The following is a 16,487-nucleotide window of genomic DNA, read 5'->3' as shown; positions in this document are numbered from 1 at the left end:
GTTCGGACCAAGGCCGTCTTTAGACGGCGCTCCTAGTTTCGGGTTTCGTCAGATGTGGATTCCGCGGCCGTCTCGGTCGGCGACCGATCGCAGAAAGGGATTGCCGTTGTGAAGCTGTCACTGTGGCAGGACTTGCGGATGCTGGGAAATCTCTTCCTGGTCCGTACGACCTCCGACCCCGAGAAGAAGACGGCACGGCTGTACGAGATGTACCCGCCGGACCGGCTGGTCGTCGAGGACACCAACTACTACAACCTCGGCTACTGGCCGGGGTGCACGAAGCTCGACGAGGCGGCGCAGGCCCTCGCCGACGAGGTGGCCGACACGGCCGAGTTCAAGCCGGACGACACGATCCTGGACGTCGGCTTCGGCTACGGCGACCAGGACTTCCACTGGGTGGACAAGTACGGGCCGAGCAAGATCATCGGCATCAACATCACCCAGGTGCACATCCGGATCGCCACCGAGCGGGCCCGGGAGCGCGGGCTGACGGACCGGATCGACTTCCGCGAGGGCTCCGCGACCGCGATCCCCCTGCCCGACAGCAGCGTCGACAAGGTGGTGGCCCTGGAGTCAGCCTTCCACTTCGCCACCCGCGCGGACTTCTTCGCCGAGGCGTACCGCGTGCTGCGCCCGGGCGGCGTGCTGGTGACCGCCGACATCATCCCGATGGAGGGCGGCAAGCCGAAGGCCGACATCCGCTCGCACGCCATCAAGTGGATCCGCGTCATGATCGACGACGCCAACTGGTACCCGCGGAAGCGGTACGGCGAGCTCCTGGAGTCCGCCGGCTTCGAGAGCGTCGAGGTCAGGTCGATCCGCGACGAGGTCTACGAGCCGTGGCGCGAGTACCACGTGCGCCGGCTGCAGGACCCGACGTTCAAGAAGCGGTCCAGCAAGCTGTTCTACAAGATGGTGGCCGTCGCCCACCGCGACCAGGACCTGCTGAAGGACGAACTGACGTCCCTGGACTACGTGGTGTCCGCGGCCCGCAAGCCGCACACGCCGTAGCCGGCGGGGCACCGCGGGGTCCCGCGGCCACGCCGTCGGTCCACAGCCGCCCGTCACGCCCTCCCGGGGCCCCGCGCCCCGGGAGGGCGCAGACCGCACGGCGGCCGCGGGTGTTCGCCCTCCCCCGCCCCCTGTAGCTCCGCCGGTACGTTCCCGCCGCGCGGTCCCTGCCCGCAGGCGCCGCCGGCGCCGTCCTCATGAAGGCGTTCGATGGCCAGCAGCAACGAGGAAAAGCTCCGCGACTACCTGAAGGCGGTCACCGCCGATCTGCGCCAGACCCGGCAGCGGCTCGAGTCGCTGGAGGAGCGCGACCACGAGCCGATCGCGGTGATCGGGATGGCCTGCCGTTACCCGGGCGGCGCGGTGTCGCCCGACGCGCTGTGGGAGGTGGTGTCGGCGGGCGGGGACGCCATCGGCGAGTTTCCCGCCGACCGGGGCTGGGACCTGGAGTCGGTCTTCGACGCGGATCCGGACCGGGCGGGTACGAGCTACGCGCGCCGCGGCGGCTTCCTCTACGACCTTCCGGAGTTCGACGCCGGGCTGTTCGGGGTGTCGCCGCGGGAGGCCGCGGCGATGGACCCGCAGCAGCGGCTGCTGCTGGAGCTGGCCTGGGAGGCGCTGGAGCGTGCGGGCATCGCCGCGGACGGGCTCCGCGGCTCCGCCACCGGAGTGTTCGCGGGCACCTCGGCGGCCGACTACGGGCCGCGGCTGCACGAGGCCGGCGGCGGCGCAGAGGGCTACGTGCTGACCGGGACCACGCCGAGCGTCGCCTCCGGGCGGATCGCGTACACGCTCGGCCTGGAGGGTCCGGCGCTGACGGTGGACACGGCGTGCTCGTCCTCGCTGGTCGCGGTGCACCTGGCCACGCGTGCGCTGCGCGCGCGGGAGTGCACGATGGCGCTGGCCGGCGGGGCGACGGTGATGTCGACACCGGGCATGTTCGTGGAGTTCTCACGGCAGCGCGGGCTGGCGTCCGACGGGCGCTGCAAGTCGTTCTCCGACGACGCCGACGGCACCGGCTGGGCGGAGGGCGCGGGCATGCTCGTGCTGGCGCGGCTCTCCGACGCCCAGGCCGCCGGGCATCCGGTGCTCGCGGTGATCCGCGGCAGCGCGGTCAACCAGGACGGCGCCTCCAACGGCCTCACCGCGCCCAGCGGCCCCGCGCAGCAGCGCGTCATCGAACAGGCCCTCGCCGACGCCCGGCTCACCGCGCGGCAGGTCGACGCCGTGGAGGCGCACGGCACCGGCACGTCGCTGGGCGACCCGATCGAGGCACAGGCCCTGCTGGCGACGTACGGCCGGGAGCACACCGCGGGAGAGCCGCTGTGGCTGGGCTCGGTGAAGTCCAACATCGGGCACACCCAGACCGCCGCCGGCGTGGCCGGGATCATCAAGATGGTGCAGGCCATGCGGTACGGCCGGCTGCCGCGGACCCTGCACGCCGAGACGCCGTCGCGGCACGTCGACTGGGCCGCGGGGGGCGTCGCGCTGCTGGCCGAGGAGGCGCCCTGGCCGGAGGTGGACCGGCCGCGGCGGGCGGCGGTGTCCGCGTTCGGCATCAGCGGCACCAACGCGCACGTCGTGCTGGAGCAGGCGCCGCCCGCGGCGGAACGGGACGAGCAGTCCGGCGGGCCGGGGACGGGGACCGCGCTGTGGACGCTGTCGGCCCGTACCGGCGAGGCGCTGCGGGCACGGGCCGCGGAGCTGGCCGAGGCGGTACGCACCGGGCCGGTGCCCGGCGCCGCGGACGTCGGCTGGTCGCTGGCGACGACGCGGGCGGCGTTCGAGGAGCGCGCCGTGGTGCTGGGCGGCGACACCGCCGAGCTGGCCGAGGGACTTGCGGCGCTGGCCGCGGACCACGGCTCCGCGCGAGTGGTGCGCGGCAGCGCGGTGTCCGGCGCGGCCCGCCCGGTCTTCGTCTTCTCCGGGCAGGGCGCGCAGTGGCCGGGGATGGCCGTCGGACTGTGGGACTCCGAGCCGGTGTTCGCCGCGTCGATGGAGCGCTGCGCCGCGGCCCTCGCCCCGCACACCGGCTACGTGATGCGCGAGAAGCTGACGGCCCCCGCGGACGACGCCTGCTGGGAGCGCGACGACGTGGTTCAGCCGCTGCTGTGGGCGGTGATGGTCTCGCTCGCCGAGCTGTGGCGACACCACGGCGTGGTGCCGGCCGCCGTCGTGGGCCACTCGCAGGGCGAGTTCGCGGCGGCCGTGGCCGCCGGGGCGCTGTCGCTGGAGGACGGCGCCCGGCTGGTGGCCGTGCGCAGCAGGGTGGTGCACACGCTGTCCGGGCACGGCTCGATGGCGTCGGTGTCGCTGCCCGTCGCGGAGGTGGAGAAGCGGCTCGCGGAGACCGGCGGCGACGTCGGCGTCGCGGCCGTCAACGGGCCGTCGGCCACGGTCGTCGCGGGCGTCGAGGCGGACGTGCGGGCGTTCATGCGCGACTGCGAGGAGCGGGGCGTACGGACGCGGACGGTGCCCATCGCGTACGCCTCGCACTCGCGGCTCGTCGAGCCGGTGCGCGAGGAGATGCTGCGCGAGCTGGCGGCCATCACCCCGCGGGCCGGGGCGGTGCCGTTCTACTCCACCGTCACCGGTGAGCCGATGCCCACGGAGTCGCTGGACGCCGGCTACTGGTACCGCAACCTCCGCTCCCCCGTGCTCTTCGCGCAGACCGTGGAGCGGCTGATGGACGCGGGCCACACCGTGTTCCTGGAAATGGGCCCGCACCCGGTGCTGGTGCCCGCGATCGAGCAGGTCCTCGACGCGGCGGAGGCCGAGGGGCGTGCGCTGGGCACGTTGCGCCGCGGCGAGGACGGCGAGCCGCGTTTCAAGCAGGCGCTGGCGGAGGCGTACGCCGCCGGTGTCGTGCCGGACTGGGGGGTTCTCTTCCCCGGCGCCCGGCGGGTGCCGCTGCCCACCTATCCGTTCCAGCGCCGCCGCTACTGGCTCGCCGACCGCGACGATCGCCGGCCGCGGGGGTCCGCCGGTCGCGACGCCGGGGCGGACGAGACGTTCTGGGCGCTGGTCGAGCAGGCCGACACCGAGGCGCTGCGCCGGGAGTTGGAGGTCCGCGAGGACACGCTGCGCGAGGTGGTGCCGGCGCTGCACCGCTGGCGCACCCGGACCCGTACGGACGCGGCGCTCGCCGGTCAGCGCTACGAGATCGGGTGGCGCCCGGCCGCGGACCGGCGGACACCGGGCCCCGACGGGCACTGGCTGCTGGTGACCCGCGCCGAGGCCGGCGGGCGGCTCGCCGCCTGGGCTGAGGCGGCGGGCACCGCGCTCGCCGCGCGCGGCGCCCGGGTGACCGTGGTAGAGCTGGACGAGCGGGCCGACGACCACCGCGCCGGCATCGCGCCACGGGTGTCGGCCGCGTTGGCCGGCGGGGCGGTCGACGGGGTGCTGTCGCTGCTGGCGCTGGACGAGCGTCCGCACCCCGGGCACGCGGCGCTGCCGTCCGGTGTCGCGGGGCTGCTGGGCCTCGTGCAGGCGCTGGTGGAGCTGGGCGTCACCGCACCCGTGTGGTCGCTGACGTGCGCCGCGGTGCGCGCCCTGGACGACGATCTGCTGGCGCACCCGGTGCAGGCGCAGACGTGGGGCCTGGGCCGCGTGGTGGCGCTGGAGCAGCCGCAGTTGTGGGGCGGCCTGGTCGACCTGCCGGAGCGGCCCGACGACGAGGACTGGCTGCGGGTGTGCGCGGTGCTCGCGGGCGGCGCGGGCGACGAGGACCAGGTGGCGGTCCGGCCCGGCGGGATGCGCGTGCGGCGGCTGTTGCCCGCCCCGGCGCCCGCGGACGGCCCGGCGTGGCAGCCGGGCGGCACGGTCGTGGTCACCGGCGGCTCCGGCTCGCTGGCGCCGCACCTGGCGCGCTGGCTCGCCGACGGCGGCGCCGAGCACATCGTGCTGGCCAGCCGCCGCGGGCCCGACGCGCCCGGACACGACGCGCTGGCCGCCGAGCTGCGCGGCAGGGGCATCGGCGTGACGGCGCTGTCCTGCGACCTGACCGACCGCGACTCCGTACGCAGCCTGCTGGAGCGGGCCGCGGAGCCGGGCGGCCCGGTGCGCGCGGTGGTGCACGCCGCGACCGCGACCCACCTGGAGCCGCTGGCCGGCGCGTCCGCCGCCGGGGTGGCCGACGTGCTGGCGGCGAAGGCGCTGGGCGCGGTCCACCTCGCCGAACTGCTGGGGGAGGACACCGAGCTGGTGTTCTTCTCCTCCATCGCCGCCGTCTGGGGCAGCGGCGAGCACGGCGCGTACGCGGCGGCGAACGCCTTCCTCGACGCGTACGCGGAGCAACTTCGCCGGCAGGGCCGCAAGGTGACGTCGGTCGCCTTCGGCGCGTGGCGCAGCGAGCGGCTGCCCGAGGAGCTGGACGAGGCGCAGTTGACGCGGCAGGGGCTGCCGCTGCTGGACCCGGCGCTCGCGCTCACCGGCCTCGGCCGGGAGCTGGCCGCGGGCGGCGGCCGGCCGGTGACGCTGGTCGACGTCGACTGGCAGACGTTCGCGCCGGTCTTCGCCTCGGCCAGGCCCCGGCCGCTGCTGGACGAGATCCCCGCCGCCCGTGGCGCGCTGCGGCGCTCCGCGGCGGCGGACGGCGCCGCGGCTGCGGGCGCGGGCGCCGACGGGGAGCGGCTGAAGCGGCTGGCGCAGTTGCCGGAGGCGGCCCGCGGCCGGGAGGTGCTGGACGTCGTGACCGCCGAAGTGTCCGCGGTGCTGGGCCACGGCCCCGCCGACCGGCCCACGCCGGGGCAGACGTTCAAGGAGCTGGGCTTCGACTCGCTGACCGCGGTGGCGCTGCGCAACCGGCTGCGCGCGGCCACCGGACTCCCGCTGCCGGTGACGCTCGTCTTCGACCACCCCAGCCCGCAGGCCCTCGCCCGCCACCTGACCGGGCAGTTGGGCGCGGCGGGCGGGCAGCCGGCGCCCGGCTCCGTACACGAGGAGCTGGACCGGCTGGCCGCGGCCCTGGACGCCGCGCCCGTCGAGGGCGCGGAACGCGCGGCCGTGCACGACCGGTTGCGGGCGCTCGCCGCCGCGCTGACCGACCCCGGCACGGCGGCGGCCGGCCCGTCCGAGGACGACGACGCCGGGCTCGACGACGCGAGCACCGACGACCTGCTGAAGATCATCGACGACGAGTTCGGGCCGGCGGAGCCGGGACCGACGGCATCGACAACCGGCTGACCAGCGCCGGAGCGGCGCACGGAGAGGAGCAGTTCCGGCCATGGCCGAGGAAGACAAGCTGCGCGACTACCTCAAACGGCTCACCGTCGACCTGCGCCGGACCACGCGCAGGCTGCGGGAGGTGGAGGAGCAGCGCCGGGAGCCGGTCGCGGTCGTCGGCATGGCCTGCCGCTTCCCCGGCGGCGTACGGACCCCCGACGGGCTGTGGGAGCTGCTGCGGGACGGCCGGGACGCCATCTCCGCCATGCCCGCGGACCGGGACTGGCACCTGGACGACCACTTCGACCCGGAGCTCGGCCGGCCCGGCACCTCGTACGTGCGCGAGGGCGGCTTCCTGGACGACATCGCCGGCTTCGACGCCGCCTTCTTCGGCATCTCCCCGCGCGAGGCGCTGGCCATGGACCCGCAGCAGCGGCTGCTGCTGGAGCTGACGTGGGAGAGCGTGGAGCGGGCCGGGATCGACGCGCACGCGCTGCGCGGCTCCCGTACCGGCGTGTTCGTGGGCAGCAACCCCACCGAGTACGGCGGCCTGCTGGGCGATGCCGAGGCGCAGGTGGGCGGGCACCTGCTCACCGGCACGGTCCTCAGCGTGCTGTCCGGCCGGCTCGCGTACACCCTCGGTCTCGAGGGCCCGGCGGTGAGCGTGGACACCGCGTGCTCCACGTCGCTGACCGCGGTGCACCTCGCGGTGCAGGCGCTGCGCCGCGGCGAGTGCACGATGGCGCTGGCCGGCGGGGCGACGGTGTTCTCCACGGTCGGGCCGTTCACCGAGATGAGCCGGCAGCGGGTGCTGGCCGCCGACGGGCGCTGCAAGGCGTTCGGCGCGGGCGCCGACGGCATGGGCATGTCCGAGGGCGCGGGCGTCGTGCTGCTGGAGCCGCTGAGCGCGGCCCGCCGCAACGGCCACCGGGTGCTCGCCGTGATCCGCGGCAGCGCCGTCAACTCCGACGGCTCCTCCAACGGGCTGACGGCGCCGAGCCGGCAGGCGCAGGAGAAGGTGATCCGCGCGGCCCTCGCCGACGCGGGCCTCGGCGCCGCCGACGTCGACGCGATCGAGGCGCACGGCACGGGCACGGAGCTGGGCGACCCGATCGAGGCGCAGGCGCTGCTGGAGGTGTACGGACGCGGGCGTGCCGCCGCCGGGGCGCCGCTGTACCTCGGCTCGGTCAAGTCGAACATCGGGCACACCCAGGCCGCGGCGGGCGTGGCCGGGCTGATGAAGCTCGTACTGGCGCTGGAGCACGGGCAGTTGCCCCGTACGCTGCACGCGGACGAACCGAGCCCGCACGTCGACTGGGACCCCGCGACGCTCGCGCTGCTCGGCGAGGAGCGGCCGTGGCACGGCGAGGGCCGTACGCGCCGCGCCGCGGTGTCGGCGTTCGGGATCAGCGGCACCAACGCGCACGTCATCGTGGAACAGCCCCCTGCAGACGAGGAGTCGGCCCCGCCGGCGCCGTCCGGCGGCCCCGCCCGGCCCTGGCTCGTCTCCGCCGCCACGGCGGACGGGCTGCGCGCCCAGGCGGTCCGGCTGGCCGACCACGTCCGCGCCCGACCGGAGCTTGCCGCCGACGCGGTGGGCCACGCGCTGGCGACCTCCCGGGCCACGCTCGGGCACCGCGCGGTGCTCCTCGGCGCGGACCGCGGGGAGTTGCTCGGCCGGCTCGACGCCCTCGGCCGCGGTGACGCCGCCACCGGGCTGGTCACCGGCGTGCAGCAGACCGGGCGGCTGGCGCTGATGTTCTCCGGGCAGGGCAGCCAGCGCCCCGGCATGGGGCGCGAGCTGTACGAGGAGTTCCCGGCGTTCGCCGAGGCACTCGACGAGGTGTGTGCGGCGCTCGACGCGCACCTCGACGTCCCCGTGCGCGAGGTGATGTTCGCCGCGGCGGGCACCGAGCGGGCGGCGCTGCTGGAGCACACGCTCTACACCCAGCCCGCGCTGTTCGCCGTGCACACCGCGCTGGCCCGGCTGCTCAGGTCGTGGGGCGTGCGACCCGACCACCTCATCGGGCACTCCGTGGGCGAGTTGTCGGCCGCGCACGTGGCCGGGGTGTTCCCGCTCGACGTCGCCGCCGACATGGTCGCCACCCGGGCGAAGCTGATGCACACGCTCCCCGGGGGCACCGGCATGCTTTCCGTACGGTCCGGCGCCGAGCCGCTGGCCGAGTATCTGGAGCGGCACGCGGGGGTGGAGATCGCCGCGTACAACTCCCCCACCGCGACCGCGCTCGCCGGGCCGCTCGACGTGCTGGACGCGCTGGCGCGGGAGCTGGCGGACGCCGGCGTCCGCGCCCGGCGGCTGCAGGTGGCGCACGCCTTCCACACCGCGCACACCGAGCCGGTCCTCGACGCGTTCGCGCGCCACCTGACGGAACTCTTCGACGGCCACGCCCTGGGCGAGGCGGAGGTTCCCGTCCTCTCCAACGTCACCGGTCTGCCCGCGACGGACCGGCAGCACCGCGACCCCGCGTACTGGGCCGAGCACATCCGCCGCCCCGTCCGCTTCCACCAGGGCGTCGCAGACCTCGCCGGCCGGGGCACGACGACGTATCTGGAGCTGGGCCCCGACGCCTCCCTCAGCACCCTCGCGCAGGCGGTGATCGACGACGCCGCCCCGGCGCAGCCCGCCGGTGAACCGGCCGTGGTCACGTCCGCGCTGCGCCGCGCGCACCCCGAGGTCCCCGCCCTGCTCACCGCGGTCGCCCGGCTGCACGTGCACGGCACGGAGGTGGACTGGCGCCCGCTGCACCCCGGGGGCCGCCCTGTCGAGCTGCCGACGTACGCGTTCCAGCGGCGCCCCTACTGGCTGCGGCAGGCGCGTCCGGCCGCCGACCAGCCGGGTGTCCGGGTCACCCGGCACCCGCTGCTCGGCGCGGTGCTGGAGACGGCGGACGCCGAGCGGCCCGGGGCGGTGTTCACGGGCCGGATCAGCGCGCGTACGCCCGGCTGGCTGCCGGACCACGTGCTCGGCGACACCGTGGTGCTGCCGGGCACGGGCGCGGTGGAGATCGCCCTGTGCGCGGCACGGCACGTCGGCTGCGCCCGCGTCGAGGAGTTGACGCTGCGCCGCCCGGTGGTGCTGCCGGCGGAGGGTGCGCTCCAGCTCCAGGTGGCGGTGGCCGCCCCGGACGCCGAAGGCCGCCGCGCCCTGTCCCTGTACGCCCGCCCCGAGCCGGACACCGACGAGGACGCCGATGGCCTCGCCGCCGACCTCGCCGCGGACGCCGCGTGGACGCTGCACGCGACGGGTGTGATCGCGCCCGACGCGGGCGCGGCCCCGGACGCCTGGGACGGCACGGCCTGGCCGCCGGCGAGTGAGCCGGCCGCGGTCGTGGACGACCTCTACGACCGGCTGCACGAGCGCGGGATGCGCTTCGGCCCGGCCTTCCGTTCGCTGCGCACGGTGTGGCGCGCGGGCGAGTACCTGTACGCCGACCTGGCGCTGCCCGAGGCGCAGCACGCGGGTCTCGACGAGTACGGCATCCACCCCGCGCTGCTGGACGCCGCACTGCACACGGTCGCCTTGCTGGACGAGTCGGGGACGGACCTGCGGCTGCCGTTCGCCTGGTCCGGCGTACGGCTGCTGGCCCGGCCCGGCGCGGCGGCGCTGCGCGCCCGCGTGACGCCCACGGGGCCGGAGACCGTCGCCCTGGACCTCGCCGACGCCGCGGGCACGCCGGTGCTGCGGGTCGACGAGGTGGCGCTGCGGCCGGTGCCGGCCGACGGCCTCGGCGCGGTGTCCGCCGACCCGTTGTACGGGGTCGTGTGGCGCCCGCTCGACGCGGCGCCGGAGACCGGGGACGGGCCGGTGCCGCGGGAGACGGAGCTCGACGAATTCGCCGCGATGCTCCAGTCCGCGGAGGCCGTGCCCGAGCGGCCCGGTGTGGTCGTCGTACGGTGCCCCGCCGCGGACGGCGGCGGCGACGCAACCGCGGAGAGGGCGCGTACGACCGTCACCCGAGTGCTGGCCGCCGTGCAGCGGTGGCTGTCCGACGACCGCTTCGCCGACGGCCGGCTCGCCGTGGTCACCCGCGGCGCGGTCGGCGCGGACCCGGACGGGGACGTACCCGCGCTGGAGTCCGCCCCGGTGTGGGGGCTGCTGCGCTCGGCGCAGTCGGAGCACCCGGACCGGATCGTGCTGGTCGACGACGACCCGCGCGAGCGGTCGGCGCTCTCCGTCGCGGACGCGGTACGGGCCGCCCTGGCGGCCGGCGAGCCGCAGGTGGCGATCCGCGAAGGCGCCCTTCTCGCCCCGCGGCTCACCCGGATCGCGGCGGACGGCCCCACGGGCCTCGACCCCGAGGGCACCGTTCTGGTCACCGGCGCGAGCGGCACGCTCGGCGGCCGGGTCGCCGCGCACCTCGTCACGGCCCACGGCGTACGGCGTCTGCTTCTCGTCAGCCGCCGCGGCCAGGCCGCCCCCGGCGCGGACGCACTGCGCGCGGAACTCACCGCGCTCGGCGCCGAGGTGACCTTCGCCGCCTGCGACGTCGCCGACGCGGACGCTCTCGGCGAGACGCTGGGCCGGATCCCGGCGGAGCACCCGCTGACCGCGGTGGTGCACGCGGCGGGCGTGCTGGACGACGCGACGGTCGGCGAGCTGACGCCGGCTCAGCTCGACGCCGTGCTGCGGCCGAAGGTGGACGGCGCCTGGCACCTGCACCGGCTCACCGCGGACCGGCCGGGGGTGACGTTCGTGCTGTTCTCGTCGTTCGCGTCGGTCCTCGGCACCCCGGGACAGGCCAACTACGCCGCCGCGAACGGCTTCCTCGACGCCCTCGCCCAGCACCGCCGCGCCCGCGGGCTGCCCGCCGTCAGTCTCGCGTGGGGCCTGTGGGAGCAGGGCGGCATGGGCGAAGCCCTGGACCGCGCGGGCCGGGCGCGCATCGCCCGCGCCGGCGTCCGCGCCATGTCCGCGAGCCGCGCGCTCGCCCTGCTGGACACCGCGCTGCGCAGTCCGGTGGCGCTGGCAGCCCCCGTGGTCCTCGACCGCCGGGCGCTGCGCACGCAGTCCCGCGCCGGGACGCTGCCCGCCGTACTCCGCGCGCAGGCACCCGCGCCCGCCACCCCCGCCGAGCACTCGGACGCGGCACCGACCACCGCCGACCCGCTCTCCGGGCTCGCCGCGCTCGGCCGCGCCGAACAGGACCGTAGGCTGCTGGCGCTCGTCCGCCGCACCGCCGCGCTCGCCCTCGGCCTGCCCGAGGGCGAGTCGGTGAGCCCCGGGCAGACCTTCCGCGACCTCGGCTTCGACTCGCTCACCGCGGTCGAGATGCGCAACCAGCTCAGCGCCGCCACCGGCCGCCGGCTACCCGCCACCGCGGTCTTCGACCACCCCACGCCCCGGGCGCTGGCCGAGCACCTGCGCGCGGAGCTGGTGGAGTCCGCCGGGGCCGCCGCGCCGGCCGTGCCGGCGGCCACCCCCCGGGCGGCCGACGACGACCCGATCGCCGTCGTGGCCATGGCCTGCCGCTACCCCGGCGGCGTCGACTCCCCCGCCGACCTGTGGGACCTGCTCAGCCGGGGCGCCGAGGGAACCAGCACGTTCCCCGAGAACCGCGGCTGGGACATCGACGCGCTCTTCGACCCGAGCGGGGAGCGCCCGGGCACCACGTACACGCGCGCCGGCTCCTTCCTGCACGAGGCCGACCGGTTCGACGCCGAATTCTTCGGGATCTCGCCGCGCGAGGCGGCCTCGATGGACCCGCAGCAGCGGCTGCTGCTGGAGCTGTGCTGGGAGGCCGTCGAGGGCGCCGGCATCCCCGCAGACCGCCTGCGCGGCTCGTCGACCGGCGTGTTCGCGGGGATCATGTACAGCGACTACGGCGGCCGGCTGCTGCTGCGCACCCCCGCGGAGTACGAGGGGTACGTCGGCAACGGCAGCGCGCCGAGCGTGGCGTCGGGGCGGATCGCGTTCACCTTCGGCTTCGAAGGGCCCGCGCTGACCGTCGACACGGCCTGCTCGTCGTCGCTGGTCGCGCTGCACCTCGCGGCGCAGTCCCTCCGCAACGGCGAGTGCACGCTGGCGCTGGCCGGCGGTGCGACCGTGATGTCGACGCCGGCGGTCTTCGTGGAGTTCTCACGGCAGCGCGGCCTCGCCCCCGACGGCCGCTGCAAGTCGTTCTCGGACTCCGCCGACGGTACGGGCTGGGGGGAGGGCGCCGGCGTGCTGCTGCTGGAGCGGCTGTCGGACGCCGAGCGCAACGGGCACCGGGTGCTCGCCGTGCTCCGCGGCTCCGCCGTCAACCAGGACGGGGCGTCGAACGGCCTCACCGCGCCCAACGGCCCCGCCCAGCAGCGCGTCATCCGGCAGGCCCTCGCCAACGCCCGGCTGACCGGCGCCGAGGTGGACGCCGTCGAGGCGCACGGCACCGGCACGACGCTCGGCGACCCGATCGAGGCGCAGGCGCTGCTGGCGACGTACGGGCGCGAGCACTCGGCCGAACGGCCGCTGTGGCTGGGCTCCGTGAAGTCCAACCTGGGGCACACTCAGGCCGCGGCGGGCGTCGCCGGCGTCATCAAGATGATCGAGGCCATGCGGCACGGGGTGCTGCCGCGCACGCTGCACGTCGACGAGCCGTCGACGCACGTCGAGTGGGACGCGGGCGTCGTCTCGCTGCTGACCGAGCAGCGGGAGTGGCCGCGCGGGGCCGACCGCCCGCGGCGGGCGGGGGTGTCCGCGTTCGGGATCAGCGGCACGAACGCGCACGTCATCCTGGAGGAGGCACCGGCCGTCGCCCGGGAGGAGGCGGAGGGGACGCCGCAGTCCTCCATTGCCGCGCTCCCCTGGCTGGTCTCCGGCGCGACCCCGGAGGGCCTGAGCGCCCAGGCCGCCCGGCTGGCCGAGCACGTCCGCACGCGGCCGGAGCTGGGCGCGCCCGACGTGGCGTGGTCGCTGGCCTCGCGGCGCACCGCGCTGCCGTACCGCGCGGTCGTCCTCGGCCGCGACCGTACGGAACTCCTCGACGGCCTGCGCGGGGTGGCCCGGAACCGGCCCGCGCCCGGCGTGATCCGTACCCGAAGCGAGCAGAAGTCCGGCGGCCTGGTGTTCATGTACTCCGGCCAGGGCAGCCAGCGCCCCGGCATGGGCCGCGAACTGTACGGCGTGCTGCCCGAGTTCACCGAGGCGCTGGACGAGGTCTGCGCGGCGCTCGACGCGCACCTCGACCTCCCCGTACGCGACGTGATGTTCGCCGACGCGGCCGACGACGGGTCCGCGCTGCTCGACCAGACCCTCTACACCCAGACCGGCCTGTTCGCCCTGCACACGGCGCTCACCCGGCAACTCCAGGCGTGGGGCGTGCAGCCCGACCATCTGATCGGCCACTCCATCGGCGAGGTGACCGCCGCGCACGTCGCCGGCGTGCTGTCCCTCACCGACGCGGCCCGGCTCGTCACGGCCCGCGCGCGGCTGATGAACGAACTCCCCCACGGCACGGGCGGCATGCTCGCCGCCCAGGCCGGACCGGAGGCCCTGGCCGACCACCTGGAGCGGCACGGGCGGGTGGAGATCGCCGCGTACAACTCCCCCGTGGCGACGGTGCTCGCCGGGCCGGTGGACGCGCTGGCCGCGCTCGCCGGAGAGTTGGGCGCGGCCGGGATCCGCACCCGCGGGCTGAAGGTGAGCCACGCCTTCCACTCCGCCCAGATGGACCCCGTGCTGGCCGAGTTCACGAGCACCGCGGCCCAGCTCACGTACCGTGCTCCCGCCCTCCCGGTGGTGTCGAACCTCACCGGCGCCGCGGCCACGGCGGAGGAGCTGACCGACGCCGCGTACTGGGCCGAGCACATCCGCCGCCCGGTCCGCTTCCACCAGGGGCTGGACCACCTCGTCGGCGAGGGCGCCACCGCCTTCCTGGAGATCGGCCCCGGCGCCACGCTGACCACCCTCACCCGGGCGATCCTGCCGACTGACGGCGACGCCGCGGTGATCCCGACGCTGCGCCCGGCCCGCAAGGCCCGGGACGGCGAAGTGCAAGGGGCCCGGCCCGACGAGCCCACCGCGCTCCTGCACGCCATGGGCGAGCTTCACGCGCACGGCGCCGGCCCGCGGTGGACGGACGTGCTGCGGCCCGGGCGGCCCGTCGAGCTGCCCACGTACGCCTTCCAGCGCCGCCGCCACTGGATCGACCCGGTGGAGCACACCGCCGCGGACCCGGCGCGGTCCGGTCTGCACTACCGGACCTCCTGGGCGCGCCTGCCGCAGGGCGGCGACGCGGCGCTGGACGGCACCTGGCTGCTCGCGGTACCGGACGACGGACGGGCCGGCGAGTGGACCGAGTTCTGCGCGACGGCGCTCGCGGATGCCGGCGCGCAGGTCGCCACCGTCGACATCGCCGCGGGCACGGCGCGCGCCACGCTCGCCGAGCAGCTCGCCCGCCGGGTCGAGGAGACCGGGCAGCCGCGAGGGATCCTGTCGCTGCTGGCCGTACGCGCCGACCCCACCGGCACGGACCCGGCCGACACGGACCCGGCCGCCGACGACGTACCGGAGGAGCTGACCGCGACCGTCCTCCTCACCCAGGCCCTCGGCGACGCCGGGGTGACCGCACCCCTGTGGGCCGCCACCCGCCAGGCCGTGTCGGTGGGCGACGAGGACCCACTCGGGAACCCGGAATCCGCCCTGGTGTGGGGCTTCGGCCGGGCCGCGGCGCTCGAAGAGCCCGCGCGCTGGGGCGGGCTGCTCGACCTTCCGGGCGCGCCCGCCGACCTCGGCGCACGCGGGCGCACGGAGCTGGCCGGGCTGCTCGCCGGCACGCCGGACGGCTCCGGCGCGCCGGCGGAGGACCAGGTCGCGCTACGGGCCGACGGGCCGCGTGCGCGGCGGCTCAGGCGTACGACTCCCGCCCGCAAGGCGGACGCCGCGTGGCCGCCCCGCGGCACCGTCCTCATCACCGGCGGGACGGGCGGCCTCGGCGCCCACGCCGCCCGCTGGCTGGCCGCGAACGGCGCCGAGCACCTGCTCCTCGTCAGCCGCCGCGGACCCGCCGCCCCCGGCGCCGACGAGCTGCGCGCAGAACTGACGGCGGCCGGCGCCGCGGTGACGGTCGCCGCCTGCGACGTCACCGACCGCGCGGCCCTCGCCGCGCTGCTGGACGGCGTACCCGAAGAGACCGCGCTGACCGCCGTGGTGCACACGGCCGGCGTCAGCGTGGACCGCGGGCTGGAGGACCTGGACGCCAAGCACTTCGCCGAAGTCCTCGGCCCCAAGTCCCTGGCGGCCCGCCACCTGCACGAGCTGACGCAGGACGCGGACGGCCGCAGCCGGCTCGACGCCTTCGTGCTGTTCTCGTCGACCGCCGGCGTGTGGGGCAGCGGAGCACAGGGCGCGTACGCCGCCGGCAACGCCTACCTCGACGCGCTCGCCGAGCACCGCCGCGCCCTCGGCCTGCCGGCCACCGCGGTGGCCTGGGGCGCGTGGAGCGGTGAGGGCATGGCCGGCGCGGAGGAGAACTCCCGGCGCCTGCTGCGCCGCGGCATCCGCGGTCTCGACCCGGGTGCCGCGGTGGCGGCCATGGCCGAGGCCGTACGGGGAGACGCGGCTCCGGTGACGATCGCCGACATCGACTGGTCGACGTTCACCCTTGCGTTCACCTCGCGGCGGCCCAGCCCGCTACTGGGTGAACTGCCGGAGGCGCGCGCGGCGGCGGGTGCGCGGGAGGCGGACGCGCCCGAGGCCGCGAGCGACGATGCCGCCGCGCGGCTGCGGTCGCTGCTGGCGGGCCGTTCGCCCGAGGAGCAGCAGCGCGAGCTGCTGGACCTGGTGCGTACGGAGGTCGCGGGCGTGCTCGGGCACGCGTCGGCCGACAGCGTACGGCCCGGCAAGCCTTTCAACGACCTGGGCTTCGACTCGCTCACCGCCGTCGAGCTGCGCAACCGCGTCAACACCCGCACCGGGCTGCGGCTGCCGACGACCGTCGTCTTCGACTACCCGACGCCGGACGCCCTCGCCGCGTGCCTGCGCGAGGAACTCGGCGGCCCCGACGCCGCCGGCCAGTCGCTCCTCGCCGACCTGGCCCGACTCGACGGGGCCCTGAACGGCGCGGCGCTGGCGGACGAGGAGGTGCGGCGCCGGGCCGGTGAGCGGCTACGGACGATGCTCCAGCGGCTCGACGGACCCGCGTCGTACGGGGCGGAGAACGGCCACGCGCCGGGCGGCGGGCCGGACGGCGCCGGCGGTGAGGCGGACAGCGACCTGGAGTCCGCGTCCGTCGACGACCTTCTCGACATCATCCAGACGGAGTTCGGCAAGTCATGACGCCTTCCGTCCGTACGCCCGCGCGCGGGAACGCCCG

General features: G+C 76.4%; 3 protein-coding genes. All 3 read left to right on the top strand.

Annotated elements, in window-relative coordinates; all coding sequences use genetic code 11:
• Positions 1–108: 108 nt before the first annotated feature.
• The 3 genes from O7599_RS36570 (at position 109) to O7599_RS36560 (ending at position 16,450) form a co-directional block, all read left to right on the top strand.
• Complete coding sequence (locus O7599_RS36570) at positions 109–1,011, top strand: class I SAM-dependent methyltransferase (RefSeq protein WP_281619908.1); 903 nt, start codon at positions 109–111, stop codon at positions 1,009–1,011.
• A gap of 210 nt (positions 1,012–1,221) precedes the next feature.
• A complete protein-coding gene (locus tag O7599_RS36565; protein WP_281619907.1) occupies positions 1,222–6,195 on the top strand; it encodes a type I polyketide synthase in 4,974 nt (1,657 codons plus the stop codon).
• Between the two features lie 40 nt (positions 6,196–6,235).
• Positions 6,236–16,450 carry a type I polyketide synthase gene (locus tag O7599_RS36560; protein ID WP_281619906.1) on the top strand — a complete coding sequence of 3,405 codons (10,215 nt, stop codon included), beginning with the start codon at positions 6,236–6,238 and terminating at the stop codon, positions 16,448–16,450.
• The last annotated feature ends 37 nt before the right edge of the window (positions 16,451–16,487 follow it).

Source organism: Streptomyces sp. WMMC500 (genome assembly GCF_027497195.1).
Taxonomy (GTDB): domain Bacteria; phylum Actinomycetota; class Actinomycetes; order Streptomycetales; family Streptomycetaceae; genus Streptomyces.
This window is presented reverse-complemented; position numbering and strand designations above follow the sequence as displayed.

Bases quoted from the DNA above. Each gene is read 5' to 3' on its own strand.
- O7599_RS36560 (WP_281619906.1), top strand. From the start codon at position 6,236: ATGGCCGAGGAAGACAAGCTGCGCGACTACCTCAAACGGCTCACCGTC.
- O7599_RS36565 (WP_281619907.1), top strand. From the start codon at position 1,222: ATGGCCAGCAGCAACGAGGAAAAGCTCCGCGACTACCTGAAGGCGGTC.